Origin of the sequence: Mesorhizobium sp. C372A (genome assembly GCF_030323245.1) — a bacterium.
Lineage (GTDB): Bacteria > Pseudomonadota > Alphaproteobacteria > Rhizobiales > Rhizobiaceae > Mesorhizobium.
This window is the reverse complement of sequence record NZ_CP100475.1, coordinates 2,952,119-2,978,380: the sequence shown is the minus strand read 5'-3', so window position 1 is coordinate 2,978,380 and position 26,262 is coordinate 2,952,119. Positions and strand designations below refer to the sequence as shown.

The window sequence follows — 26,262 nt, the reverse complement described above, 5'->3', positions numbered from 1 at the left end:
GTGGCTCCTAGGTGGTGAAATGGTGATCCGGCTCGTCGCGAAGCACATATTGCCAAGCCTATCATATGCTGCCCGCAACTGTGTATCGGGATGCGACTGGCAGAACAATCATGGCCAAATTAGCAGATCAACGGTGTCAAAACCGCTAAATATCTGAACGTAATTAATGTCGAACGCTGCGCCTGCAACCTGCCCGTTATCGGGTCTGCGGCGGACTTGGCGCGAGCCGGATGACTACTCCCTTTTCGCCTACTTGGCCACGCCATGCGAGGCGTTCGGCTGGCTGCCTTGCACCAAAACGCGGCGAAACCCAGCCGCCCTGGCCCGGTGTGTCGCCGCCGGAACGGATGTGGATCGCTGCGTCTGGAAAGTGGATAGTCATCAAAGGTTCAGCGCCGCGCAATATCGTGACAATGTTTCCATCCCTGTTGGCGTGGAGGTCGGCGGCGAGTTGGAAGACGATCTCAGCGACGCGGCTGCCGCCGAGCAGTTGGTCGGTCACGAGGATGCCGTCGCCATCGCGTGTCACGGCGCGTTGATGCACAACGCCGAAGCGGCCTTTGTACCCGTCATGTCGGGCACACAGCCTCCAGTGCGGCCCCGGCTCGCTCTCCACCAATGTCGCAACCGCCTTGTGCGACCAGTTGAACGCCCCGGAGATGATGCTTTGGCTTTTACCCTCTAGGTTCAGCGTGTTGTGCGCCGGCGTCGAGCGGAACCAGTCGCGCCAGCCTCCCCCCGAACCATAGAGCCATGTGCCGGGGTCGACCAGCACCGGATCGCCGTCAATGCACAGGGTGAGCGACAGCGCGTCGGCATGACCGTGCGCCGCTATCGAAAGGTAGCCCAGCGGGCCGTGGTCGTATGTCAGATGGACGTTGCGACCATTCATCTCGCCGCGCCAGACGGAGAGCCCGCCTTGCGTGAATGTATGCAATCCATTCGGCACCGGCGCCGGCCGCGGTGGCGCGCCGAAGAAAAGCGCACGAAAATCGCCAGGCTCCGGTGCGCTGCCCGGCATCCGTAGAAAACCACGGATGGCGGCCGCGACCGATCCGACATAATCGGTTTCGCCCCCCAGCGTGATCACGCGGCCTTCATCATTGTCGCCGAAGCCGCTGGTTTTCGGCGGGAGCCAGCCTGCGAAATTGGCGAAAGCGGCCAAACGCGCTTCGACGGGCTGGGGAAAAGGCAGTCCGGCCTGGCGCGCCGCCGCAGCGCACAGCAGGAAAAGTTCGGCACTGAAGGCGGCGTAGGTCGGGGTCTGCTCGGCCCCGGCGCCATCGGCCAGGATCTGTTTGAGCACCTCAGCCAGGAGCGACTCGCGAGCCACCTCGGCCCCGAAAGCCAGACCGATCAAATATTCGCCAGCCAATTCCGCGACGAGATGGTTGTTGGCGGACGAAAAACGGGAGGGAAACCGCGGCAGCCAATAGGCGCTTGCCGCCAGTATTTCACCGACTTTTTCTCGCGTCGCCGCGCCAAGCCGGTCGCCGACGAGGTCGAGCGTGACAATCAGGCTGATGGCTCGTAGCGCGACCTCGATGCCCGAGGCCCAGCCAACGCCCCGAAATGGTGGGTTGGCGAAATGCCAGCTCTCGATCGCCGCCTCGATGGCCGCACGGGATTGATCATCGCCGGTGAGAAGCAGATGGGCAGCCAGTGGCGGCAGTTGCTGCAGCCGGTTGATTTCCCAGACATATTTTACATCGCCACGGCCGGTGGCATGGCGAAAATCGATATCGAAAGTATGGGTCTTGGGGCCTGGCCAAAGCCGGCCGGTCACCGGATCAAGGCGCCAGAGCTCGGGTGGAAAGAGAGTATAGGGGTCTCGCTGTGGCCAGGTCTGCCCAAGTGCTGAAAACTGGCCCCGAAGAGTGTTTTGCGCAGCCGCCTCGATAGCTTGCCGCTGGGCTGGTGTCGCAGCGGCCGGCACAGCATTCCGCAATCCGTGCAGCACCGGGTGCAACTGCGGCGACGCATAGCGCTGCCAGCCGTTGTCGCGGCGGCGCGAAACGGTCCTCCGGCGCTGCTCGTCCAACCGATGCAATATCTCGGCCAACTCCATGCTGCGCAATCGGTTGAAATACCACCCGACCCTCATCCGCGCTCCGCCAAGATTTTGATCCTCATACACCATCCCGTCGAAAAAGCGTGTGGCGGCATCCTCTTTTCCGTTCCCGCGGTTAATATCTTCGGCCATGACGCGGAGTTTTGCGATGAGAAAAGTTGTCTACGTCATAGCGTGCGCGCTTGGCATGGCTTTGTCAGCCGAGGCGGCGCCGATCCCGCTTGAGCGCGGCGTTGGCGTCCATGAATGGCTCAACTGGTCGTCGGTGGAGAAAGATGGTTCCTACAAATGGCCGCCCTATCGCAGCGAGAAGGAATGGCTTGCGGGCGGCAGGCCGCTCACCGATTGGCCGGACGGCGACCAGTTTGGTCGCATTCGATCCATGGGCTTCGACTTTGTCCGGCTGAGTGTCGACCCTGGCCCTCTGCTTGCCAGCGAGGGCGCCAAACGACAACAGGCGCTGGACATGCTTGCCGCTGCGGTGCAGCGGGTGGTTTCAAGCGGGCTCAAGGTGGTTTTCGATCTGCATGGCGTCAGCCAGGTTCCGGCCTACAGCATGGAAATAATCCATGGCGGGGCCGACAGCGAGGGTGTTGCCCGCTATCGCAAAATGGTAGTGGCGGTGGCTGCCATGCTGATCAAAATTGGCGCCGACAAGGTCGCCCTCGAGCCCTATAACGAGCCCGCCTACTACCCTTGCGATTCAAGCGGCAGCGATGACTGGCAGCGGATCATGGCAGGCACGGTTCGCGATATTCGCGCCGTCAGCAGCGAACTCACCATCGTCGCGACCGGCGCCTGCGGCGGGAGCATCGCGGGACTGGTCAACCTGGACCCCAACTTCGACGACCCCAACGTCTATTACAGCTTCCACATGTATGATCCGCACAGCTTCACGCACCAGCGGGCCGATGACAAGAACGCTTTCTCCTCCGGCCTTCCCTGGCCTGCCGACGCCAGCACGCCCGAAGTGGTCGCCGAAACCCTCAAGGCGCAGATGGACGCCGCCGGCTTGAGCCAGATCGAAGAGGTGATGAACATGGCCTCGGCGCGTGAAACGATCGCCCGATACTTTGAGCAGAATTGGGGGCAGAGCCAGCTCGAAGCGGGTTTCCGTCAGGCGGTCGACTGGGCTGAAGCCCATGGCATAGCGAGCAGACGCCTGTTCGTGGGCGAATTCGGCGTTATCCTGATGTCTGCGGATGGCCGCATGGGAGCTTTCGATGCTGATCGCCTGCGCTATCTCATGGCAGTGCGCAGAGAGGCGGAACGCTTCGCGATGCCGTGGTCGGCCTGGGAATTCTCCAATCCTTACGGAATGAGTGTTATCCAACCCAAGGGGCCTGCGATCCCGGACCGGGAGATGTTGCGGGCACTGGGCCTGCCATAACTCGTCATCGGGTCAGGATCGGTTCGAGCGGTCTGCCTGGTTGCTGGCGATCAATCGCGTGAAACCCAAGGACTGTCGTCTCCAGTTGCAGCCGAGAGGGCCTGATCGAACCAAATCAGGCTCAGTTTTAAAATCACTCCACCGAGCAGCTATTTAATATATTCGCTGTAGATTGGTGTCCTCGATCATACGCAAACAAGGGAAAGAGGGCCAAGGGAAAGAATGTGCGGAATTGCCGGCTGGATTGGGCGCAGGGTCGAGAAGCCACAAGATCGGGCCGCCGGGATGTCGAATGCCTTGCAGCATCGTGGTCCCGATGCCGAAGGCATCGAACTCCTGGACCTGAACACAGGCGAGGACCAGTTGGCATTGGTGCATCGCCGCCTGGCGATTATTGACTTAAACGCCGATTCAAATCAGCCGATGCAGACCGAGGACGGACGGCTCCGGATTATTTTCAACGGCGAAATATACAACTACATCGAGTTGCGTGAGGAGTTGATCGGTCTCGGCCACCGTTTTCGCACACGCTCCGACACGGAAGTGCTGCTCAGGGCTTATGACCAGTGGCGCCTGGCCATGTTCGACCGATTGAGCGGGATGTTCGCTTTTGCGCTGTGGGACGCTCAACGGCGCGAATTGATCCTCGCTCGCGACCCCTTTGGAAAAAAACCCCTTTACCTCATGCAAGGCAGAAATTTGCTGTCGTTTGCCTCGGAGATCAGCGCGTTGTTGTCTGCGCAGCCAGATGGCCAGCAGCTCGATCTGGATGGAGTGCGCGAGTATCTGACCTGGCGTTACGTGCCTGGACCGCGGACGCTTTTCAAACAGATCCGCAAGCTCAACCCGGGAAGCTACGCTGTGTGGTCGCAAGGGGAAGTAACGGAAACGCGCTACTATGCGCCCCCGGATCAGACCGATCTGACAGCGGATATCGATCCAGGAACCGCCAAGCGGCGATTTCTGGAATTGCTCGACCGTTCTGTCGAGATCAGGATGCGCAGTGATGCGCCGTTTGGCGCCTTTCTGTCCGGGGGCCTCGACTCGTCGGCAATCGTTGCCCTGATGACCAGGCACAGCGACAACCCCATTCGTACGTTTTCGGTCGGTTTCAGCGAACAGGCTTACAGCGAGCTTCCATTCGCCCGGCGCGTCGCCGATCATTTCAAGACCGATCATTGCGAAATCGTCATCCAGGCGGATGACCTGATGAATCATCTGCCCAAGATGGTCCGCCATCGGGGGGCACCTGTTTCACAAAGTACGGACATTCCAATTTACCTGATGTCGGTTCGAGCCTCGCAGGACGTCAAGATGGTGCTTACGGGCGAAGGTGCGGACGAGATACTCGGCGGCTACCCCAAACATCGCGCAGAGTCTCTGGCGGGTGTCTACCGGTCACTTGTTCCAGCGTCGCTTCACAACAATCTCCTCGCCCCTTTGATGCGCGCATTGCCCGGCGCATCGGCCAAGTTCGACATATTTGCCCGAAGCGCGGGTGAACGGGACTTTGCAACCCGGATGATCTCCTGGTTTGGAGCCATGACGGCGCGGGAACGCGATTCGCTCCTCGGTGGGTTGGCCACTTGCGGCCATGACCGCAACGATTTCCCGTTCTCTTCGAGTGTGACGGAATCCCATCTGCGCCGTGTGTTGTTTTTTGATCAGACATCGTGGTTGCCCGACAACCTCTTGGAACGGGGCGACCGGATGATGATGGCCGGTTCAATCGAGGGGCGAATGCCATTCCTTGATCGCGATCTGGTTTCCTTCGTCAGCCAGCTGCCCGATCGTTACAGGCTCGGTCTCCTGGGCAGCAAACAGATCCTGCGCGACTGCATGGCCGGCATGGTTCCCGACGAGGCCCTCAACCGGCCAAAGATCGGCTTCAAGGTGCCCGTCGCCGAATGGTTCCGCGGGTCGATGAGCGATTATGTACGAGACCATCTGTGTTCGTCCCATTCGGTCATCCGTAGCTATTTGAGCGCCAAGAAGCTGGACCAGATTGTCACGGAGCACGCCGAGCGCGCCGCGGACCACGAAAAACTGATATGGGCGCTTTTGAACCTGGAGATATTCCACCGCGAATTCGCGCTTGGCCCGCCGCAGTGACGACAATGAAGGACAGCGTCAGCGCTTGACCGATCGCGCCTCGGACGCGACCGATCTCCAGACATCGCAGATCGCGTCGACAAACGGTGCAAGCTCAAGCCTTTCCCGGTGCACCGCCATGGCGGCGGCGCCAAGCCGCGCGCGCAGCGCCGTATCCTCGACCAGCCGAGTTAACGCCTCGGTCAACGCCGCCACATCGCCGGGCGGCACCAACAGACCGGATTGTTCGTGGGTGATGATGTCCTCGACCGCGCCAACCGGGGTGGCCACGACAGCCAGGCCGGCCGCCATGCCTTCGATCACCGACATTGGCAGATTTTCGGCGAACGAGGGGAGCACCAGAATATCGGCCGAAGCGATCAGTGATGCGACCTCGTCAGGTCCCACCCAGCCCGGAAAAGCAATACGGTCGGCAATCCCTAGAGCGACCGACCTCGCTCGTGCCGGCTCGACCTCACCATCGCCGGCGATCGTGGCACGCCAACCCCTGAGATGTTTCATCCGCTCCAGCGCCTCGCCCAACTGCGGCACGCCCTTTCGCTCGCCGATGCGGCCGAGGAACAGGATGTGCACGTGATCGCCTCCGCCGACATGCGCCAGGGAAGGAACTGCCGTGGCGTTGGGAACGATGACAATATTGCCGCCGTTCGCCGGTGCCCGGCTGGCGACGAAATCGCGCCAAAGCCCCCCCAGGACAATCACCCGGCCGGCATGCTCGAACAGAGCCCTGATACGGCGGCTCATGAAACTATGATCATCTTTCCAGAATGTCTGATACTGCGCCCCATGCAGATGAAGGACATATGGTATCGACAACAGCCTGGCGCAGGCGGCGATCATCATCTTGCGATAGGTGCTGCCGGAGACCGATATATTGATGTGAATGACGTCGGCGCGTCTGTCGAGGCGGGCCGCAAGCATCCGCGCGCAAAAACCAAGCATGTAGAAGATCGAAAGCCCGACATGTCCCGGGCCACGGCTGGAAAGAAAGCTCAGATCGATGTCGGCGATCTCTTGCCGTTCGAACTCCTGCTTCAGCGCCCCCATGATCCGGTCAATGCCGCCTTGTCCCGAAACGCCCGAGGGCGTTGCGACCAGGACATGTATTTTTCTATTGTGGGCGAGACGCTGCAACATGACACCATTTGGATTGCGGATGCCGGGTGACCGTAAAGCAAAGGTTCCAAAAAAGGTTTACGACAAATCTTTTGGTTCAAACTGTATCCGTTCACCCTTTGCCGTCATCATGCTGGAATACCCGTCGGTCAACGGTTAATCGACGGCAAAATTTTCCGGGACAACCCTTTGCTGCTCCGTTCCACACTCATCTATGGCCCAGCTATTCTGCTGACGCGGGTTTCCGCTCTGCTCCTGCTGGTCGTCATGACGCGGTTGATCGACCAGACCGAGTATGGCCTGCTGACCCTGGTGGTCACCGTGGGCGAAATGACGGATGTTGCCGTTACCAACTGGCTGCGCATTGCCTTGCTGCGGCTTGGTGGAAAAGGCGACGTCAGCCGTGGCAGCCTGATGCTTGCCGGACAGGTATTGCTTGCCACCACGGTGCTGGCCCTGATCATATCCGTGATCGCCTCGGCGGTGATCGTGCCGGAGCGCTGGATCGAATTTGCAATCGCCGTCTGCAGCTATCTGATTGCCGGCTCCATCAGCCGGTTCGCGTTGACGGTGCTGCAAATGCAGCAGCGTCATTCCCTCTATTCGATGCTTGAATATCTGCGCGGCCTGCTGCAACTGGCCTTGCCGATCGCCGCCATCCTTATCTTCCAACGCTCGTTTCTGACGGTATCGCTCGGCTCGAGCCTCGCCGTGCTGATTGCCGGCATCGTGGCGTGCGTGGTGGCATCCGGGCGCGTTATTGGCGGCCCGCCGCGCTTCACCCACAAGGAGTTTTTTGCCCTCGGCGTGCCCCTCGTCATCATGGCGCTGGTCGGTTTCGGTCTCAACAGCGCTGAACGCGTCTTCCTCAAGCTCTACTACGATGCCGGCGCGGTGGCTGTCTTCGCAGCCGCCTACGCATTGGCTCGGCAGCCGATCGATATGGTCGCCAACGCAATCAACATGGGCGCATTTCCAGAAGTGGTCAGCCGCTTCGACGAAGAGGGATCCGAGGCGTCCGGGCGGTTGTTGTCGCAACTCATGGCCTTGATGATACGCCTTTGCCTGCCGGTCGCAGCAATGCTTATCGCGCTCAGCGGCGACATCACGCGACTCCTGCTGACCGCGGAATATCATGGTCGCTTCGGTCTGCTGTTTCCGATCATCGCCTTCAGCGTTCTTTGTGCCAATCTCACAAGCTTCGTTTATGGCGTCGTGGTGCACGCACATAAGCGGCCGTGGTTGCTGATCATCGCCAATTCCTTCGGCTCGGTGGCAACGATTTCACTGTCTTTTCTGTTGATCCCCACCATGGCGGAGGTTGGCGCGGCGTTGGCGTTGGCGGGCGGATCGCTGGCAGGTCTTGCAGCCTGCATCGTCATCGCCGAGAGGCTCACGCCGGTGCCGGTTCCCTGGCGCGACATCGCTGTCTCGGCCATCATTTCTATCTGCACCGGACTGGCCGCCAGCGTTGCCAGCACTGCGCTGGGCAATATGCCGGCGATCTTTCCGCTCGCGGCGGGCGGTGTCGCCGGCGCTGCGGCTTTCCTGGGACTGACCTGGTTGTTTCACCCCGCGGCCGTGACGCAGTTCATCGGCAAGCTAAGGGCACGGCTCCGGATCGCATAAATCCCGCGCAATGAGGCATGCTTGTCTGAAAGTCGCGAGCCTACGGATTGACGTTTCGGCGTCCCCGGCGAGACCAGAACTCACGCCACAGCAGCAGTGCATAGGCGGTGTTGGTATCGTAGTAGCGGCGCCACAAGCGTCGCGGCTCCTGCGCCACGCGAAACAGCCACTCCAGGCCCGCCGCCTGAACCAGTTTCGGTGCCCGGGCGACCTTTCCACCATAGACGTCGAAGCTGCCGCCCACGCCCATGACGAAACTCGGAGCGAGTACGTCGCGATAGCGCTTGAGAAAGCGCTCCTTGCTCGGCGTGGGCATCGCCACAAACAGGCAGTCGGCACCTGAAGCGTTGATGGCCTCGACGATCGCGGCCTCTTCCTCCGCCTTGAAATACCCATTGCGCCGGCCGGCAATGGCCAGGCTCGGATGATCTCTGGCAAGTCGGCTTTCAACTGCGTCGAGAATGTGCTGTTCAGCGCCCAGCAGGTAGGGGCGATAGCCACGCTTGGCGCACAGCGCAAGCAGGTTGATCATGACGTCGACGCCCGTCACACGCTCCGGCAACTCGACGCCGCAGAGCCGTGCGCCCCAAAGCACGCCTTTGCCGTCGACATTGACCATATCCGCCCCGACGACATCCTCGCGCAGTTCGGCATTCTTGCGCATGTTCACAAGCTTGGCGACGTTCACGACAACATGATGAAGCGGCCGCCGCGTCGCCATCGCCTCGTCTGCGATGGCCAGCGTCTCGGCCATGGTCAGCGCATGGATGGTCGCACCGAGAAACTCGCGGCGGCGTGATGCCAATAGGGAGTGTTGCGCCCATGCCGGGTCATGCGAGTTCATGCCGCTTCTCCGGTGCGAGCGAGAGACTGCGAGCGTTCCATTTCGGATTTCTTGCCTTCGATGCGGGCGTCGGGCTTGCGCGCCTTGCGCCAGGTCCACAGGCCCCGTGTGTCGACGAGCTTCTTGTCCTTGAGCGCTTCGGGATCGATCAGATTGAATTGTCGATGGTCGACCAGCAGGACGACGATATCGGATTGGTCAATAGCGGAAAGTGCATCGGTGAACATGACGCCGCTGCCCTCGAGCTCGTGTGGCAACTGACGCGCATTGGGCTCGGCAGCGACGATCTTGATATTGGGAATCTTGGACAGAAGCTTAACAACCTCGACAGCCGGGCTCTCGCGCATATCGTCGATATTGGGTTTGAAGCTGAGGCCAAGACAGGCGATCGTCTGCTTGCGGGTCGGGTCGAGCAATGCCTCGATGTCCCTGACCACCGACAAGGGTCGCTCGGAATTGATGCGCCGTGCCGAACTGATCAGCCGCGTATTGTTCGGTGCGGCGTCGATGATAAAATACGGATCGATCGCAATGCAGTGGCCGCCCACGCCCGGGCTCGGCTGCAGGATGTTCACGCGAGGATGCCGGTTGGCGAGATCGATTACCTCCCAGACGTTGAGCGACAGATCCTGGCACACCGCCGCAAGCTCATTGGCGAAGGCGATATTGACATCGCGGAACGCATTTTCGGTCAGCTTAACCAGTTCCGCGCTTTCGGCCTGGGTTATGAACAGGTCGCCGGCGACGAAGCTTGAATAGAGTGCCGCTGTCCGCTCCGAAGACTTTCGGGACAGCCCGCCGATCGAGCGATCATTGTTGATCAGTTCGGTCAGCACCTTTCCCGGCAGCACGCGCTCAGGAGAGTAGGCGACCAGGACGTCAGCTTCCTCGCCATGTGCGACGGGAAATTTGAGATCGGGTCGCAGTTCAGCGAGCAGCGCTGTCATGACACGCGTCGTACCGACCGGCGATGTTGATTCCAGCACCACCAGGTCGTCCCGTTTTAGCACCGGAGCGATGCTTCGCGCTGCCGCAAGCACGTAGCTGACATCCGGCTTGCGGTCCGGGGTGATCGGAGTTGGAACGGCGATAATATAGGCATCGGCCGGCTGAGGCGTACTGAATGCCTTGAGCTTGCCATTGGCGACGACTTTCTGGATCAAACCATCCAGGTCCGGTTCGATGATGTGGATTTCGCCGCGGTTGACCTTCGCGACCACCGCCTCGTTGATATCGACACCGATGACATCGAGTCCGCGGCTGGCAAAAATGGCACAGGTCGGCAGGCCGATATAGCCCATGCCGATAACGGAAACGGTTTTGATTTCAGCCATGATTCAGCAATTCCTCAACGATCCGGCTCGCAGCTTGGCCATTGCCGTATGGATTGTGCCTCTCCGCCATGCCGCGATAGACGCTCTCATCATCGAGCAGGCTATTGGCATTGGCCAGAATTTTTTCGATATCGGTGCCGACCAGCCGGGCAGTACCAGCGGCGATCCCTTCGGGTCGCTCCGTGTTTTCCCGCATCACCAGCACCGGCTTGCCGAGTGAAGGCGCCTCTTCCTGCACGCCGCCGCTGTCGGTCAACACCAGGTAGCTCTGTTTCTGCAGGTACAGGAACGGCAAATAGTCCTGCGGGTCGATCAGGTGGATGTTCGGCACCGTCCCGATTTCGGCCTCGACCACGGAGCGCACATTCGGGTTGGGATGGACCGGGTAGATGATCTGCACATCCCTGCGCGCCGACAATGCCTTCAGCGCGGTGCAGATTCTCTGGATGCCGCCATCGAAATTCTCACGGCGATGACCGGTGACGAGTATCATTTTCTTGGTCGGATCGATGAAGGGGAAACGAGCGGCGAGCTTGGCGTTCATCAACTTGTCGGCATCGATCTCGCTGGAGAAATGCAGCAGCGTGTCGATCACGGTATTGCCGGTTACGAAGATGGTGTTCGCAGCCTTTCCTTCGGCGATGAGATTGTCGCGCGCCTCGGTGGTCGGCGCAAAATGCCAGGTGGCGATGTTGCCGGCAATCTTGCGGTTCAGTTCCTCCGGAAAGGGAGAGTTGATGTTGTGGCTGCGCAATCCCGCCTCGATATGGGCAACCGGAATGCGCTTGTAGAAGGCAGCTAGAGCCGCGGTCATTGCGGTGGTTGTGTCGCCCTGGACGATGACGACGTCCGGCTTCGCCTTCTCCAGCACCCCCGCCATTCCGAGGAGCACGCGCGAGGTCACGTCGAACAAAGTCTGACCTGGTTGCATGATGTTAAGATCGTAGTGCACCGGCAGGCCCGTCAGTTCAATGACCTGATCGACCATCTCGCGATGCTGGCCCGTCACACATATTTCCGTGGTAAAGCCTGGATGGGCGAGCGCGGCGCGCGCCACCGGAAAACATTTGAGCGCCTCCGGCCTCGTGCCGAACACGATCAGCAGTTTTCGCCTTGAGGGCAAGTTCGGATGTGAAACGGCGTTCATGGTTGACCCTGGTCACCGAAAGCGTGGGCGCCCGGCTGACATGTGCTTTCAGCCTAACAATAGCGCCCTGAACCGCCTTCGTATTCAAAAAAATTAACGTATGATTAACGCTAGAGTCCGCAGCCCCCCTTGGGCAACCCTTGCCAGGAACTGTGGGGAAAGATACCAGAGCAAAGCCATCTTTTGCTTTAACGAGAATAACTTGGGTTGACTAATATTCTAATCATCGGCCACGCCGTCGCATCCCGGCGCTGGGAAAATGAGCTTTTCATGCGGTTGGGTGCGGCAGGTTATGTGGTCTCGAGTTGCCACGCGCCGGCGCCGGCGCCAACCGCTCGGGGGCTGGACACTGTCTTGGCGATCGAGAGCCGGCGTTTCGGTCCCTCGCTGGCGGGCCGGTCCGAGCCGTTGCCGCCCATCGATCGCGGCCCTCCGGACCTCGTCATAGATCTCACTGCCAGCGCAACGGGGCAAGACGCGCCAGTCCTGAGGCTCGAATTTTGCGGTCGCAACAGCTTTCCAGCCGGCGTTGCCGCAATGTTGGCGAGCGGACAATTGCCTGAACTTGGCGCTCGCCTCGATGGCGTTGTCGTGGCCCAGGCTAGACCGATGCTGGCAGACAGGCTCTGGCTATCTCGAAGCTGCAACGACCTGCTCGCCGGCGCCATGTCGCTGATCATGCAAACCGTCGCCCGCTTCTTTGCGGGCAAGCTTGTGCCGGTAAGCGACAACCCGGTGCCCATCCTGAAGAACGACAGTTTTGTTCGACACTATGTGCCCTTTTTTGGCAGGGCTTTGATCGATCGCGCCGTGCAAAAAATCAGGCGGGGACGACGCCCCTTCTATTGGCAGGTTGCCTATCGGGTGATCGACGGACCAGGCATCGCCGAAACCGGGCAACTCGACGGCAAACCGTTCACAGTCCTGCCGGACGATGGCCAACGCTTCTATGCCGACCCGTTCGTCTTCGAGGCCGACCGCCGCCATCATCTGTTTGTCGAGGAATTCCCCTACGCGACGAGTCGCGGCGTGATTTCCGTCGCCGAGCTCGGTGACGATGGCACTTTCGGTGTTCCAAGGGTTGTATTGGAGGAAGCGCACCACCTGTCGTATCCGCAGGTGTTCGCACACGATGGCGAGATTTTCATGATCCCCGAAAGTGGTTCGGCTCGCGAACTTGTGCTCTATCGCGCCGCGCAGTTTCCCGACCGCTGGGTCCGCGACACGGTGCTGATGGCGGACAGGGATTTCAACGACGCGACGCTGCTCGAATCCGACGGTCGCTTCTGGCTGGTTGGAACGGAGCGGTTCGGCTACGGCAGCGCGTCGGACACGATGGCGGTCTATTGCGCACCCTCGCTGCGCGGGCCATGGGTCGCCCATCCGCTCAATCCCATTGCCGTCGATCATTCGGCCACCCGGCCGGGCGGCGCCTTTATCCGCCACGACGATGCCCTGGTGCTGCCGGTGCAGAACGGATCGAGGGCCTATGGCGGTGGTCTGGGGCTGATGCGGCTTGAGCGACTCGACGCGTCCGATGTCTGTTTTGCCTCGCCCCGGCCGATCGGCGCGGGTCCGGCATGGGCACGCACGGGCATTCATACGCTTAACCGCGCCGGCAATGTCGAGGTCGTGGACAGCGCGGGCTGACTGAAGCGCTGAAAGCCGTGAGCGTCCCGTTGCGTGGCCTGCTTATTTGTTCTCCGTGGCAATATGAGGAAGCGGTGTGTTTCTCGTCTTCCTTCTGCCGTTCAGGGTCTGAAGAATCGGTTTCTCGATCATCTCGTAAATCACCAGACTGACGAGGCAGGCTGCCACGATGCTGACCACCGACACCAACAATACCGTTGTCGGATGCTCGAATCCGACGGTGCGTCTGGCCAGGTACGCCACAGCGCCGATCACGAAGATATGCGACAGATAAAGCGCGTAGGAAGCGTCGCCCAACTGCTCGAGAAGGCTCCAGTGCTTGAGTTTCGGCTCCAGAATGAGGCTGAGATGAAGCAGGCCCGCCGCCCACATTGCTTGTCCCGCGAAGCTGATCTGACCCAAGAGCGGCGTACCGTCATCGACGAATGAAAGCACCACGCCTGCAGCGGTCATTACGCCGAATATCCAGGCATGGCGTATGTCGGAAGTGAAATCACCGTCCAAATAGCGCCGCCCTATCCACATGCCGATTACGAATGCCACCGGAGAAGGGTTGAGATAGAACTGGATAACAGGGTTGGTGGGAGCCAGCCACAGCCCGGCTATCCACATCGCAATGAAAAAGACCGTCAGCACAAATACGCGCGAGGTCACGGACAGGAATGCGAACACCGCAAAAGCGATATAGAAAAATACCTCGTAATTGAGCGTCCAGCCGAGTGAGAGGATTGGACTGGCGCTATCCCGTCCAGGCGCTTCGTGAACAATGAAGAGGAGCGACTGGAGATAGTGAGGCCATGTAAAGACGGTCTTCTGGAAGAGACTTGGCGCGAGCGCCGCCAGAACCGCGGCGAGGCTGGTGAAAAGCCAGTAAAGGGGGATGATCCGGATTGCTCGGCGTTTCAGGAAGGTGGCAGCGGAAAACGGACCATCTCCCGTAATATGGACCATTATGAAACCGCTGATGACAAAGAACAGAACGACGCCCAGGCGGCCCGCCGTCACAATAATCAGATTGTCCACGCCAATCTGATAGGAAAAGGCGTGTGCGAACAGAACCAGCAAGGCGGCGCAGGCGCGAAGATACTGAATCGAATAGAATTTCTTCACCTTGATCTCCTGCGCTTTGCCGGCGCCTGATGCCATTGTGCCGTCCACAGGCAGCGCGTCGGGCGCCGTGCAAAGCATCGCCATCAATACGACCGGCCAATTAAGTGTGGGTTACCGAGTTCACGAAATAGCGTAAATCCGGCTGCCGATGCATGTCGCGCAAGTGCATTGCGTGCATTCGTTCCCACGCGGCGCACTTTGGTGAGATTTCAATGAGCGGTGTCCGGCTTTTCGGCAAAGCTGACATGTGGCGGCCCATGCCCGGCATCGCCACTGTTAAGATCGGGTTATCCATATTCCTTTACGTTCGTGCAGGAAAATGTACCCGGGGTGCGTTCGTCCCCTGCCATCTCAATCGCAAGCCGCAACGCTGGTCAGATAATCGTGAGTGTCACCCCCACAGAGCAACAGTTCGTGACCGCGCAGGCCAGCCGCCAAGACGCCCTCACACTCCTGTTCTTTCTCCTCGCGGCCTTCGCTTTCCTGCTCCGCTCGACCATCTCTCCGCAGTTGATGAATATGGTGATGTCCTATTCGACGGAGGGGGGGTCGTTTCCCGAAAAGCTGCATATCGGGACCTATGCGATCTTTCTGCTGCTTGTCGTCATCGCCACGACCCGGCCAATTCGGCTCGAAGGCGATGAAGTCAGGCTGTTCAAGGCGACATTGTTATATTCGCTGCTGCTGTTGTGGCTGGTGCCTTATCTCTTCGTGATAGGCCGTGCCGGCTCGGCCGGCTTCATAATCGATTCCTATCTGGTCTCTTGTGCCGCGGCGATGATCATGCTTGCCCTGGGTGACCATGTGCGCAGGGCGCTTGGCAATGTCATCGTCGGCATGATCGTCCTCAGCGCCATCATCGGAACGATCGAGGCCGTCACCCAGCATCGATTCCTGCCCTATCCCCTCGTTGAGCTGGACTTTCGGCCGATCGGACTGTCGGCCCATCCGCTGGCGCTGGGCGCGCTTTGCACCACCGCCATAGGTTTCGTTGCATTGACGCGGTGGCGTATCTGGGTGTGCGCGCTTTGCATCTTCATTCTCTTCATCGGCACGGCCGCTTCGGGCGCGCGCACCGCCCTGCTGCTCGCTTGCGGCGAGATCCTGTTCCTGCTCGTGTTCCTGCCTTGGCCGGACTTGTCACCCAGACATCAACGCCAGGCCAAACTCCTGGTGCTGATGCTGACGCTGGCCGGTGGCGCCATAATGATTGCGATACTCTTTTCGGCGGGGCTGCTGAACCGCTTCAGCAACACGCTCTTTGATCAAAATTACGACGCGCGCGTCAAGATCTACGATGTATTCAAGTTCGTTGAATGGAGGGACATCCTGCTTGGCATGAATCCCAACGAGTTGTTGAAGATCGTCAACGAAAAGCTCAACCTCCCCTTCATCGAAAGCACGCCGGTCGTTCTTACGCTTTTGTTCGGCCTGCCGATCGCCCTGCTCTTCGCCTTTGCTTTCTTCCGGTTCCTTTTCAAGCTCCTGCGCAATACGCCTCGGGCCGCCCATATCGCAGCGGCCGCGTCCATTCTCGCGGCATTGTCAAACAATGCCCTTTCTTCGAAGGCGCCGGATATCATGCTGCTCGTCATCTTGTTGCTCGCTTATCGAAAGCCGGATGGGCGCCAAACCGGCACGCCCCTTCAAGGCCAACCAGCATCAACAGCGACATGACGCCAAGCCCGCTCCTTGCGGGTGCCCTCGCGACGACCTCTTGTATTTCCATTTGAAACGCCTGCACGCTTTGCCAGGCTACGACGGGCGTGGCAGAATACCGACCAAGGGTGGATAGATCGCTGTTCCGGAACGCGCCTGACACGCCTGGAAAATGAAATGTTAACGATGTTTCCGTAAAGCAGGCTGTGCGTATTGAATATTAAAGGGTTAGCATGATGTCCGCCGCTTCCGGTCCTCCTCCAGCCGCGGCCGCCGCCGGCATTAGCCCCTATGAACGGATCGAAAATGCGCGGCGCGCCAGCAGGCCAAAGCCGCAACAAACCGCGCCGATCATGGCACATGCGGCGGCACCCGCTGTAACGTCGGCCCCTGTAACGTCGGCCCCTGTGTCGCCTGCACCCGTGGCGCCGCCTGTAGCCGAGCCCGTCACGACGGTGACGCTCAACAAGATCGGAACCTTTCTCGAACTCGATTTCGGGCGTCTGTTTGTCTGGCTGCGCGCCGGCCTCGCTCTGGTATGCCTGCTGGCAATAGCCGGCGGGATCATCGGCGGTGCCTACGCTCTGCTGAGCAAGCAGCGCTACACCGTGACCACGGACATCCTCATCAATCCCGCCAATCTTCAGGTTGTTCCGAATGATCTTTACCCGCAATCGGCCCAGGTCGATGGACAGCTGCTCAGCGCGCGCAGCAAAGAGCGCATCTTGACCTCGGGCAGCGTGCTTTCACGTGTTGTAGACGATCTTGACCTGGCCAGTGACCCGGAGTTCTTCGACGCGGACCGAAGCCGCACAGGGACGGACGGCGCCAAACCCGACCCAAAGCTTACCGCCCTGAAGAACCTGGCGGAACGGGTTAGCAGCATCGCGGATGAAAAGTCGTTTGTCACGACCTTGATGGTATCGGCGGAAACCCCCGCTAAGGCGATCCTGATTTCGCAGGATATCGTCAAGACTTTCCAGGAAGAGCTGGCCAGCGCCGAGGCTTCCGGCGCCAGCCGTGCCGCGGCCGCGCTGGACGGGCGGCTGGGCCAGCTCAAGAGCGATGTGCAGGCGGCCGAAGAGAAGGTCGAGGCCTATAGGCGCAGCCACAATCTGGCCACCAGCAATGGGCAGCTTGTTTCCTCGCAAACCATGACCCAGCTCAACGGCCAGATCGTGGAGACGCAATCGCGCGTCATCGCCGCGCAGGCAAGTTACGACGCCCTGCTTGCCGCCGGCGCAAACGGCACCAATTCCGGTCCCGCCACGTCGGAGGCGCTTGTGGCACTGCGCGCAACGGCCAACGGCCTGCGCCAGCAGATCGATTCGCAGTCGATGACCTTTGGCCCCCGTCATCCGTCGATCGTCAGGCTTAAGACGGAGTACAACACGGTCAGCGCGCAACTCAGCGCCGAATACGCGCGCACCCTGCGCCTGGCGAAGGTCAATCTCGATGCCGCCAAAACCTCGTCGGCCTCCCTCAATGCCAAGATGAATGACTTGAAGGGCAACGTGTTCTCGGATAGCGATTCCGAGGTCGCCTTGCGTGAGCTTGAACGTGACGCCGCGTCGAAGACGGCTATCTATGAGAGCTTCCTGTCGCGGGCACGCCAGATAACCGAGCGCGAACAGATCGACAGCACCAATGTGCAGGTGATTTCCACCGCAGTGCCGCCAAAGGGCCGTTCATGGCCCCCGCGCACCGTCGTGATGATCGGCCTGGGGGCCATTGGCGGCATGATCCTCGGCATGTTGCTCGCCATTACCCTGGGTATCGTGCGCGACATGCGGCTTCCGCCGAACCGCCCGGATGTCATTGCCAGCCGCGCCTGAAATGGCGAAGCGGATTGTCTTTCACATTGCCAGCCTCAGGGGCGGCGGCGCCGAGCGTGTGTTCGTCCTGATAGCGAACGAGCTGGCATCGCGCGGCCACAACGTCACGCTTTTTACCTGGAACGCGCAGGGGCCCAATGCCGCCCTGCTTTCGCCTGCCGTGCATCTGGTCGATTTCGGCCTCCCCATTCGCGGCGAGGGTTATGGCAAGTGGGCGACATTGAAAGGCATCGTGCGAAGCGCGGGCCTGCTTGGCCGCCTTTCTCCCGACGCGATCTACAGCGCCCCGGAATTCGCCAATCTGGTCGTGGCGCTGGCGCTTTCCCTCGCGCGAAGCAGGGCGCGGTTCTTCCCGAGTTTCCACGCCGCCGCCTCATTGCCTTCCGGCAGCCTTGGCGCGAAAATGGCGGTCTGGCTTTCGGCCCTGGTTGCGGCCCGCGCCACCAGGGCCATCGCGGTTTCTGAGGGTGTCGGCGGCGATCTTGTGGCCCGAGGCTTCCCGAAATCCAAGGTCGTGGTCATCAACAACCCGCTGCCGCCGGCTGCGGCATCCCAGCAACGCTCCTACGCCTGGCAGGCAGAGCTCGCGGCGATGGGCGACGGCCCCGTCATCATCACCGCCGGACGCCTGGTGCCGGTTAAGGATCATTGGACGTTGCTGCGGGCCTTCGCTGTGCTGCGCGCCGGCCGCCGGGCCCGGCTTGTCATCTTCGGCGAGGGTCCGCTGGCCGACGAGCTGCGCGCCTATGCCGAAGAATCCGGTATCGGCGCAGACGTTCTGTTTGCGGGCTATGTCAATGATCCGGCGGCCTGCTACGCAGTAGCTGACTTGTTCGTCCTATCATCGACCAGCGAGGGCTTCGGCAATGTTCTGGTCGAGGCCATGGCAGCGGGGATTCCGGTGGTCTCCACGGACGCGCCGCACGGCCCGCGCGAAATACTTGATGACGGCCGCTTCGGCGCCCTGGTGCCGGTCGGCGATGCCGCGGCTCTGGCAGTGGCGATGGCCAGAATGCTCGACCAGCCGACAACCGCCGCGATCCTGAAAAGCAGGGCGGCGGATTTCGAAATTGAAAAGATCGGAGACCGGTACGAGGCGTTGCTCTGAATTAGCGCATGGATCGGCTTGCGGCGGCACAGGAATTCGCCATTGATGGGACAGGACGCCGCCAACATAGGCCGGTTACTCCCAATCCAATCATGATCTTTAACATCAATTTACCCGGAGTTGGTAACAACAGGGAACCCGCGTTTTATCCTCAGGATAGGGATTTTCCTTGCCGCAGCATCACAGCCTTCCTGCCGGCCGTGCAAACGATCGCAATTGGCCGCGATTGCACCGCTTCATGCGGGTTGAGCTGGAACTCGCGCCTGACGTCCTGGTGCCGCGAGCCGAAACGGAACTGCTTGGCCGGACGGCCGCGGCCATTCTTGGCGAACAGGCGCACGAAACGATCCTGATCGACATGTGCTGCGGCAGCGGCAATCTTGCCGTGGGCATCGTCAGCGGATGTCCTCGGGCTCGGGCATGGGCGGCGGACCTGACCGACAGCACGGTTTCGCTTGCCCGCCGCAATGTTGTGCGCCTCGCCCGGCAGGACAGGATCAAGGTCCGGCAAGGCGACCTATTTGCCGCGATCGAGGGTGACGGCCTCCGCGGCGCTGCCGACATGGTTGTGTGCAACCCGCCCTATATTTCCTCATCCCGTCTCGATAGCGAAAGCGCGCATCTGTTGGAGAACGAACCTCGGGAAGCTTTCGACGGCGGCCCTTACGGTATTTCGATCCTCCAAAGGCTGGTCCGGGATGCCGCAGCTTTCCTCAAGCCAGGCGGATGGCTGCTATTTGAGTTCGGCGAAGGTCAAGATCGGCAGATAGCAACCCTTTTATCGAGAACGAAATCCTACGAAACCCCAACCTTTGCCGTGACGGCCGACGGCCAGCCCCGTGTCGCCATGGCGCGCAAACATGGTGGCCGGGTTCCCGGAACCGGGAGCCCGGCGTGAGCGTCGTCCGCGCCCTCGATCAGGCCGACCTTGCGGCCGTCGCGGGCATGTTTCAACGCATGCTGCGCAAGAAGCGGGGGCCAGCGCCGGCCTCCCTCGTCGATTACATGAGGCGGTTTTATCTGGACGCACCCGACTGGGGCAGCGGGCTCCGTTCGCTTGTCCATGTCAATGACGCCGGCCAGGTTTCCGGGTTCGTCGGCGTTCATGCGCTGCCAATGAAATTCAACGGCCGGCAGCTCTACGCTGCCATCTGCAGCTCGCTGATGGTCGAGGATCACGAGACCGATCCGATGGCCGGTGCCCGCCTGTTGAAGGCCTTCCTCGATGGTCCGCAGGACATCTCCTTCAGCGAAACCGCCAATGATACGTCCGTGAAACTGTGGACGCGGCTTCGCGGCGTTGTGCTGCCGCAATACAGCCTTGACTGGGTTCGCGTGATGCGGCCGGCGACCTTCATGCTCAGCCTTTTTGCCAATCACATGAAGCTTGCCTGGATGTTCAACCCGCTCGCCCGGATCGTCGACCGGCTCTACCTTCGCAAAATGAAGGGCAGTCAACGACGCTGGACCGGCGTCGTCGCCAACGCATCGAGCCGGGGGGCATTTCGGACCTCCGAGATCGACAGCGGCAGCTTTGCGGGGCTGCTGGAGCCGCTTTGCGCCCAATTTCCGCTACGTCCGCAGTGGGCGGAAGGTCAGCTCAACCATATTCTGGGCGATGCGGCGCAAAAGCCGGATTTCGGAGAGCTTGTCTACGTGTCGGTGGCATCGCCGAACGGCGCCAATGTCGGCGCTTTCGCCTATTACGCGCGACCGGACGGGATCGGCCGCGTGCTGCAGGTCCTCGCTCTTCCCGGCCAGGCCGGGCCGGTGATCGATTGCCTGGTCGAGCATGCCGCCCGGCGCGGTGTCTCCGGCTTGCGCGGCCGCGTCCAGCCCGCGCTTCTGGACGCCATGCTTGTAAGACGCATAGCCTTCATACCGGTCGCCTCGACCGTCGTGCATTCACGCGATCCCGAGCTTCTCGATGCCATGAAGAACGCGCAGGTCTTTCTGAACGGGCTTGCGGGCGAGCAGTGGAGCCAGTTGATCGGCGGCCGCTTCACCTGAAGCGTTCCGCCTACAGCAATTCCAGGAAAGGGTGCGCGGCTTTCCGTCCGGAATTGCGTAAAGACAAGAGCTTAGTATTTCTTCATGCATGTCGTATCGCAAGACCGGATCACTTTTGCTCGATATGCATAGGTCAGGAGCCGACTTCGCCCACGCCGTCAACGAGCTGCGGGCGCAGGTGCAGATAGCGCGTTGCCTTTCGCTTGGCGGCGATGTCGACCCAGACGCGTTCGATCTGTGAGGCGGTCAATCCCGCCGCTTGCCCTACCACCTCGGCGGACACGCCGTTGTTGAGGCCGTAGAGACACAGATCCATCCGATCGTAAGGCAGGGAGAAGTAGAATTCTTCCTGCGTCTGCGCCAGCGAGTAGGTGTCGGTGGTCGGCGGCCGGTTGCGGACCTCTTCCGGAATGCCGAGATAGGCGGCTAGCGCATAGACCTGCGTCTTGTAGAGATGCGCGATCGGCTTGACGTCGGCGGCGCCATCGCCGTTCTTGACGAAGAACCCCTGATCGTATTCCAGCCGGTTCGGTGTGCCGAGCACGGCGAAGTTCAGCCGGTCGGCATGATAATATTCGATCTGCTTGCGGGTGCGCTGCTTCATGTTGGTGGCGGCAACGATGCCGAGATAGACCGCCACCGGCATCCGCAGTTTCGTCTGCTTGCCTTGCGGGTCCTGCACCACCAGCGAGGAGATGTTGTAGCCCTCGCCTTCGAGCACGTTCGCGATCACGATCTTTGAGGCCCAGCCCTTGCCATAGTCCGGGACCATTTCGCGGATGAAGGCGTCGCGGCGTTCATAGCAGCCCATTGCCCGCAGGGTCGGCCCGATATCCTCCACAACGGCCTCGACGCCGAAAGTGTCGGCGACCAGATGGCCGAGTCGCAGGCTTTCGGGGTCGGAATCGCTTTCCGGCATGAGGACGCACAGCACATTCTGGTGGCCGACGGCACGCGCGGCCAATGCAGCCGAAACGCTGGAATCTATACCGCCCGAAAGACCGAGCACGAGGCCGCGCTTGCGAATGCCGCGCAACTGCTCGCGCAGGGCCGCCACGATCCTGTCCGTTTCGGCGGCGGGATCGATGACCAGGGCTTGCGTGAAGGCCCGCGCATCCTGGGTTGAGCCGATGTTCATTGCTCGGCCTCCATCATCTCAGCCGCGAGCCGGCGGCTGACCTTGCCCGACTCCGTCTTCGGTAATTCGCTGCGGAACTCTATGATTTTGGGGACCATGAAATCCTCCAGGTGCCGCGCGCAGTGACGAATGATGTCTTTTCCGCCAAGCGCCGGATCGGACCGCACGACGAGCGCGCCGATCGCATGCCCCAGCACCGGATCCGGCACGCCGACGACCACCGCTTCCGCGATACCTGGATGGGCGTGGAGCACTGCCTCCACTTCCTTGGGGGCGACCTTCTCGCCACGCGTCTTGATGATATCGTCCTTACGCCCGACAAAATAGAGAAAGCCGTCCTCGTCGGTCTGGAACAGGTCGCCCGTATAGAGCACCTTTTCCCAAGGGTTAGGCCCCGGCCGGAGCGCTCGTTCCGTCGCGGCCTGGTTGCGCCAATAGCCCTGCATGACGTGCGGACCGCGGATAACGAGCTCACCTGCCACGCCCGCCGGCACGCGTTGTCCAAGGTCGTCGACGACAAAGGCTTCCGTGTTGGGGATGGCTATGCCGACCGACCCTGGCCGGCGGTCAAGTTCCTCGGGTGGCAAATAGGTGCAGCGCTTGCATTCGGTCAGCCCATACATCGAATAGATCCGGACGCCGGGCAGCAGTGAGCGCAGGCGTTCTATGTGGGCTGGCGGCAAGGCGGCCGCGGTGTTGGAAATATAGCGGAGGCTGGGCAGGAAACCCGGCGCCAGATCACGCATCTGCAGGATCATCGCCGCCATGGTGGGCACCAGCGGAAGGCCGGTGACGCCCTCTTTGCGGATGCGTTCGAAGATCTCGTGCGGGAAGGCGAAGGACTTCTCGAGCACCAGCGTGGCCCCGAGCCTGACTGCCATCAGCAACTGGTAGAGGCCATAGTCGAAGGCAAGCGGGAGGACGTTCAGGATGATGTCGTCCGGCGCGTTGCGCAGATAGGTGGCGATCGACCCCGCGGCAGCGTCGCAATTGCGATGCGTCATCATCACACCCTTGGGCCGGCCGGTCGAACCTGACGTGTAGATCAGCATCGCAAGGTCGACGTCGATGCCGCGATGGTTCACCTCCGCGCTATCGAACGTCAGGCAGTCAGTCAGGGACGCGGCCCCTGCCGGGCATTGCCCATCGGCCTCAGGAGTGGAAGCCACGAAGATGCCGGTCTTGCCTTGCGATGCGCAGGCTTCGGTGACCACGGGCATCAGCTTCGCCTGCGTCAGGACCGCCCTGGCGTCGCAATCGGCGATGATGTAACCGAGCTTGTCGGCCTTTGTGGAGGGGTTGATCGGACTGAAGGTCGCACCTGCCTTGAGTGCGGCAAAGATCGATACGGCGGCCTCCCAGCAATTGTCCATGAAGATCAGGACGCGGTCGTCGCGCCTGATCCCATTCATGAAGAGAGCGGTGGCCAGCCGGCTCGAAAGGTCGTCGAGTTCTTCGTAGCTCAGCCTTTTGCCCTTGGTGACCAATGCCGTCTTGGCCGGGTGGGCAGCAGCCTTCGCCACCAGAAAATGCTCGATCCGCACGGGACGTTCCTCGCCGTTGGCGCTTACGCTGCCAGCGTTTGTGCTCTCGCCTCGATGAAGGACGAGATGCGGTCAAGCGAGTCCAGGTTGGCCGGAACGATGTCGGCGTCCACCATCGCGATGCCGAAATTGTCCTCGATGAAGGCCACCAGCTCAAGTACCGCAGTCGAGTCGATAATGTCGTTCTCGATCAGCGAGGCTGAATCCGACAGTTTGTAGGAGGTGTCGCCGAACAGGAAGTTATCGACGATAAAGCTTCTGACCCTGTCCTTGATTGCCGTCATCATGTCTTTCCTTTTCCTCGCCGTCTCAGGCCGCTCTTGCCGCGCCGACCGCTTGGCCGGCGAAATTCTTCTGCCACAGCTGCGTCGACAGAATGCCGACGAAGGCGGCGTTGTCGCGAAATCCGGTCGCGGTCTCCATGCGGCATTTCTCGTGGAGCTTGGCCACCGCCTTGGCGTTGAACAGGCCGCCGGCAGTAATGCTCGCCTCGCCCAGGCAGTCACGAACATAGTCTAGTTCCTCCGCCCGGACGAAGGAGCGGGCCTCCGGGGCGCGGTAAGGTTGCTTGGTGCGTTTACCGATCGCCGCCGGAAGGTGGTGCCTGGCCACCTTGCGCAATATGTGCTTCTCCATCAAGCCTTTCAGTTTCATCTCCGGCGGAAGTCTTGCCGCGAACTCTACCACGCGATGATCCAGGAAAGGAAACCGCCCTTCGATGCCGTGCGCCATGGCCATCCGATCGCCTTGGCTGGAGAGGATGTAGCCGGGCAGGAGGAAGCGGGTTTCGAGATATTGCGCCTGATGCAGCGGATGCCATAGGGAAAACGCCTCGGGTAGGCGGCTGGTCAGCTCTTCAGCTGCGTCATAACCCTTCAACGTCGCGCGCAGGTCGCCGGAAAAGAAGATTTTCGCCGCCGCCGTTGTCTTGAAGCGTGGCCGATGCGAGAACAGCGGATCGTCGAGGGCAGCGTTGCTGGTGCCGAAGAAGGCAGCCAGATACTCCACCGATTGCTGTTGCAGGCCCGGCAGATACGGGTAAAGCCGGCGGAACAGCTGCGGCCTAATGCGCGATGTGGGCTGCCGCCCGCAGAACCGGCGGACACGCGCCTCCTTGAAGACGTCATAGCCGGCGAAGACCTCGTCGGCGCCTTCACCCGTCAGCACCACCTTCAGGCCGGCCTGGCGAACCAGCGCGGACAATTTGTAGAGTGGCGCTGGCGCCGTGCGGATGATCGGCCGCTCGGTAAAGCGGATGACCTCAGGAAAGACGCTGGCGATATCGCGGGCGCCGCATTCTATGGCGTGGTGGCGCGTGCCGAGCGCCGAGGCCATTTCGGTCTGAAAGGCGCTTTCGTCATGCTCGGCGCTGTCGAAGGTTACGGAAAATGTCTCCAGTCTCCGAGGAGTCATGCCGGCGGCAAGCGCCGAAACAAGCGACGAATCGAGCCCTCCGGAAAGATAGGAACCGACCGGCACGTCGGCCCGCATGCGAAGCCTCACCGCATCGGTCAGAAGGGCTTGCAATTCCTCTGCCGCGTGGTCCTCGTTCGTGATCTTCGACGGCTCATCACGATGCGGATAGTCCAGGTGCCAGTACCGTTTGACCGTGACCTGCCCCTGCGTCGCGATCATCACACTTGCCGGTTCCAACTCGTGGATATTGCGGAACGCCGTGCGCGGAGCGATCGGCGCCCACAGCGTAAAGATCTGATCCAGCGCAACCGGATCAATTTCAGCGGAGACGCCCGGGACCTTCAGCAGGGCTTTGATCTCCGAGGCAAAGTAAAGCACCCCGTCCTTGCTTGTGTAGAACAGCGGCCGGACACCCATGCGGTCTCGTGCAAGCACCATTCGTCGCTGCCGATTGTCCCATATCGCCAAGGCGAAATCACCGTTCAGGAGAGACAAGCAGTCTTCGCCCATCTCCTCATAGAGCTGAAGGATGACCTCTGTGTCGCTCGACGTCCGAAAGTCCCGGCCCTTGGCGATCAGCCCTTCGCGCAGTTCTATGTAGTTGAAAATCTCGCCGTTGAACGCAATCGTCAAATTGCCGGCCTCGTCGGACATCGGTTGCTGGCCATCGCCGATGCCGATCACCGACAGCCGCGCATGCCCGAGCCCGGCATCGGGTGCTACGAATTTCCCTTGCTCATCCGGCCCACGATGGGCAATTGCGGCTACCATGTGCGTGAGCAAAGCTTCCGCATCCCGGATTGACCCGAAATAACCCCCGAATCCACACATCCCTTGAACTCATATTGAACGCTAAGGTACGGAACATAACCTCGATAGTGGCATCTGGGGTTAATCCGATAATTTCACCGGGCATGTGGTTAACAAGAAGTTTGCCACGATGTGGTCTTCGTGGCTAGGACGCGATGGCTCTCCATCACCTCGCGCTTGCGGCCGTAATAGCCGGAACGATAGCCCAGGCGCTCCGACGTGGCGAACCGCCTGGATACAAACGGACCGCGCGCAACGTGCTGGCGATCTTAAGGCAAATTCAACCGCAGGCTGCCGGGCTGACTATTATTGCGGTAGGTTTTTCAACGGTTGCAATGG

General features: G+C 60.8%; 19 protein-coding genes. 9 read left to right on the top strand and 10 right to left on the bottom strand.

Features of this window, described 5'->3' with window-relative positions; genetic code table 11:
- Positions 1–196 precede the first annotated feature (196 nt).
- The gene (locus NLY42_RS14120; protein WP_023671805.1) at positions 197–2,203 is read right to left on the bottom strand and encodes a heparinase II/III family protein; all 2,007 of its coding nucleotides are present in this window, start codon (positions 2,201–2,203) and stop codon (positions 197–199) included.
- Positions 2,204–2,219: 16 nt separating this feature from the next.
- Between NLY42_RS14120 and NLY42_RS14115 the strand changes: the two genes are divergently transcribed.
- Complete coding sequence (locus NLY42_RS14115; RefSeq protein WP_031244346.1) at positions 2,220–3,461, top strand: glycoside hydrolase family 5 protein; 1,242 nt, start codon at positions 2,220–2,222, stop codon at positions 3,459–3,461.
- Positions 3,462–3,683: 222 nt separating this feature from the next.
- Positions 3,684–5,573, top strand: a complete 1,890-nt coding sequence (asnB, locus tag NLY42_RS14110; protein WP_023754974.1) for an asparagine synthase (glutamine-hydrolyzing) — start codon at positions 3,684–3,686, stop codon at positions 5,571–5,573.
- 18 nt (positions 5,574–5,591) lie between these two features.
- Here the strand turns inward: asnB (NLY42_RS14110) and NLY42_RS14105 are convergent, their stop codons facing one another.
- Complete coding sequence (locus NLY42_RS14105) at positions 5,592–6,710, bottom strand: glycosyltransferase family 4 protein (RefSeq protein ID WP_031244345.1); 1,119 nt, start codon at positions 6,708–6,710, stop codon at positions 5,592–5,594.
- A 168-nt stretch (positions 6,711–6,878) separates the two neighbouring features.
- Here NLY42_RS14105 and NLY42_RS14100 point away from each other — a divergent pair, with 168 nt between their 5' ends.
- Positions 6,879–8,318 (top strand): lipopolysaccharide biosynthesis protein, encoded by a 1,440-nt coding sequence (locus NLY42_RS14100; RefSeq protein WP_023754976.1) that lies wholly within the window; start codon positions 6,879–6,881, stop codon positions 8,316–8,318.
- Between the two features lie 40 nt (positions 8,319–8,358).
- On the opposite strand, the gene NLY42_RS14095 is transcribed toward NLY42_RS14100, so the two are convergent.
- The 3 genes from NLY42_RS14095 to wecB are packed head-to-tail and all read right to left on the bottom strand — an operon-like array spanning position 8,359 to position 11,643.
- Entirely contained in the window at positions 8,359–9,162 is an 804-nt protein-coding gene (locus NLY42_RS14095) for a WecB/TagA/CpsF family glycosyltransferase (RefSeq protein WP_023725122.1), read from the bottom strand.
- Complete coding sequence (gene wecC / locus NLY42_RS14090; protein WP_023686301.1) at positions 9,159–10,496, bottom strand: UDP-N-acetyl-D-mannosamine dehydrogenase; 1,338 nt, start codon at positions 10,494–10,496, stop codon at positions 9,159–9,161. Before wecC ends, NLY42_RS14095 begins: the two co-directional genes overlap by 4 nt.
- Complete coding sequence (gene wecB, locus NLY42_RS14085) at positions 10,489–11,643, bottom strand: non-hydrolyzing UDP-N-acetylglucosamine 2-epimerase (RefSeq protein WP_023754977.1); 1,155 nt, start codon at positions 11,641–11,643, stop codon at positions 10,489–10,491. The genes wecC and wecB overlap by 8 nt, the downstream gene beginning before the upstream one ends.
- A 609-nt stretch (positions 11,644–12,252) precedes the next feature.
- On the opposite strand from wecB, the gene NLY42_RS14080 reads away from it, so the two are divergent.
- Complete coding sequence (locus NLY42_RS14080) at positions 12,253–13,293, top strand: glucosamine inositolphosphorylceramide transferase family protein (RefSeq protein ID WP_023754978.1); 1,041 nt, start codon at positions 12,253–12,255, stop codon at positions 13,291–13,293.
- 42 nt (positions 13,294–13,335) lie between these two features.
- Here the strand turns inward: NLY42_RS14080 and NLY42_RS14075 are convergent, their stop codons facing one another.
- On the bottom strand, positions 13,336–14,439 hold the full coding sequence (locus tag NLY42_RS14075; protein ID WP_196815211.1) for an acyltransferase family protein: 1,104 nt from the start codon (positions 14,437–14,439) through the stop codon (positions 13,336–13,338).
- A 378-nt stretch (positions 14,440–14,817) separates the two neighbouring features.
- Between NLY42_RS14075 and NLY42_RS14070 the strand changes: the two genes are divergently transcribed.
- The 5 genes from NLY42_RS14070 (at position 14,818) to NLY42_RS14050 (ending at position 21,015) form a co-directional block, all read left to right on the top strand.
- Positions 14,818–16,080: a VpsF family polysaccharide biosynthesis protein gene (locus tag NLY42_RS14070; protein ID WP_023754981.1), complete on the top strand. Its 1,263-nt coding sequence runs from the start codon at positions 14,818–14,820 to the stop codon at positions 16,078–16,080.
- 218 nt (positions 16,081–16,298) lie between these two features.
- Positions 16,299–17,897 carry a GumC family protein gene (locus NLY42_RS14065; protein ID WP_031243977.1) on the top strand — a complete coding sequence of 533 codons (1,599 nt, stop codon included), beginning with the start codon at positions 16,299–16,301 and terminating at the stop codon, positions 17,895–17,897.
- The gene (locus NLY42_RS14060; protein ID WP_023686306.1) at positions 17,875–19,005 is read left to right on the top strand and encodes a glycosyltransferase; all 1,131 of its coding nucleotides are present in this window, start codon (positions 17,875–17,877) and stop codon (positions 19,003–19,005) included. The genes NLY42_RS14065 and NLY42_RS14060 overlap by 23 nt, the downstream gene beginning before the upstream one ends.
- A 169-nt stretch (positions 19,006–19,174) precedes the next feature.
- Positions 19,175–19,903 (top strand): N5-glutamine methyltransferase family protein, encoded by a 729-nt coding sequence (locus tag NLY42_RS14055; RefSeq protein ID WP_023683444.1) that lies wholly within the window; start codon positions 19,175–19,177, stop codon positions 19,901–19,903.
- Positions 19,900–21,015, top strand: a complete 1,116-nt coding sequence (locus NLY42_RS14050; protein WP_023696870.1) for a hypothetical protein — start codon at positions 19,900–19,902, stop codon at positions 21,013–21,015. The genes NLY42_RS14055 and NLY42_RS14050 overlap by 4 nt, the downstream gene beginning before the upstream one ends.
- Before the next feature lie 133 nt (positions 21,016–21,148).
- Here NLY42_RS14050 and nadE read toward each other — a convergent pair whose 3' ends face one another.
- From nadE to asnB (NLY42_RS14030), 4 genes are read right to left on the bottom strand one after another with little or no spacing between them, the layout of a single operon-like run.
- Positions 21,149–22,153, bottom strand: coding sequence for an NAD(+) synthase (gene nadE / locus NLY42_RS14045; protein ID WP_023754982.1), 1,005 nt, complete (start codon positions 22,151–22,153; stop codon positions 21,149–21,151).
- Entirely contained in the window at positions 22,150–23,697 is a 1,548-nt protein-coding gene (locus tag NLY42_RS14040; RefSeq protein WP_023754983.1) for a class I adenylate-forming enzyme family protein, read from the bottom strand. Before NLY42_RS14040 ends, nadE begins: the two co-directional genes overlap by 4 nt.
- A 23-nt stretch (positions 23,698–23,720) precedes the next feature.
- Complete coding sequence (locus NLY42_RS14035) at positions 23,721–23,984, bottom strand: acyl carrier protein (RefSeq protein ID WP_023671787.1); 264 nt, start codon at positions 23,982–23,984, stop codon at positions 23,721–23,723.
- A 22-nt stretch (positions 23,985–24,006) separates the two neighbouring features.
- Positions 24,007–25,944: an asparagine synthase (glutamine-hydrolyzing) gene (gene asnB, locus NLY42_RS14030; RefSeq protein WP_023747181.1), complete on the bottom strand. Its 1,938-nt coding sequence runs from the start codon at positions 25,942–25,944 to the stop codon at positions 24,007–24,009.
- Positions 25,945–26,262 lie beyond the last annotated feature (318 nt).

Excerpts from the sequence above, each read along its gene's own strand:
- NLY42_RS14120 (WP_023671805.1), bottom strand. The coding sequence starts at position 2,203 with ATGGCCGAAGATATTAACCGCGGGAACGGAAAAGAGGATGCCGCCACA.
- NLY42_RS14115 (WP_031244346.1), top strand. The coding sequence starts at position 2,220 with ATGAGAAAAGTTGTCTACGTCATAGCGTGCGCGCTTGGCATGGCTTTG.
- asnB (WP_023754974.1), top strand. The coding sequence starts at position 3,684 with ATGTGCGGAATTGCCGGCTGGATTGGGCGCAGGGTCGAGAAGCCACAA.
- NLY42_RS14105 (WP_031244345.1), bottom strand. The coding sequence starts at position 6,710 with ATGTTGCAGCGTCTCGCCCACAATAGAAAAATACATGTCCTGGTCGCA.
- NLY42_RS14095 (WP_023725122.1), bottom strand. The coding sequence starts at position 9,162 with ATGAACTCGCATGACCCGGCATGGGCGCAACACTCCCTATTGGCATCA.
- wecC (WP_023686301.1), bottom strand. The coding sequence starts at position 10,496 with ATGGCTGAAATCAAAACCGTTTCCGTTATCGGCATGGGCTATATCGGC.
- wecB (WP_023754977.1), bottom strand. The coding sequence starts at position 11,643 with ATGAACGCCGTTTCACATCCGAACTTGCCCTCAAGGCGAAAACTGCTG.
- NLY42_RS14080 (WP_023754978.1), top strand. The coding sequence starts at position 12,253 with ATGCTGGCAGACAGGCTCTGGCTATCTCGAAGCTGCAACGACCTGCTC.
- NLY42_RS14075 (WP_196815211.1), bottom strand. The coding sequence starts at position 14,439 with ATGGCATCAGGCGCCGGCAAAGCGCAGGAGATCAAGGTGAAGAAATTC.
- NLY42_RS14065 (WP_031243977.1), top strand. The coding sequence starts at position 16,299 with ATGTCCGCCGCTTCCGGTCCTCCTCCAGCCGCGGCCGCCGCCGGCATT.
- NLY42_RS14060 (WP_023686306.1), top strand. The coding sequence starts at position 17,875 with ATGTCATTGCCAGCCGCGCCTGAAATGGCGAAGCGGATTGTCTTTCAC.
- nadE (WP_023754982.1), bottom strand. The coding sequence starts at position 22,153 with ATGAACATCGGCTCAACCCAGGATGCGCGGGCCTTCACGCAAGCCCTG.
- NLY42_RS14035 (WP_023671787.1), bottom strand. The coding sequence starts at position 23,984 with ATGATGACGGCAATCAAGGACAGGGTCAGAAGCTTTATCGTCGATAAC.
- asnB (WP_023747181.1), bottom strand. The coding sequence starts at position 25,944 with ATGTGTGGATTCGGGGGTTATTTCGGGTCAATCCGGGATGCGGAAGCT.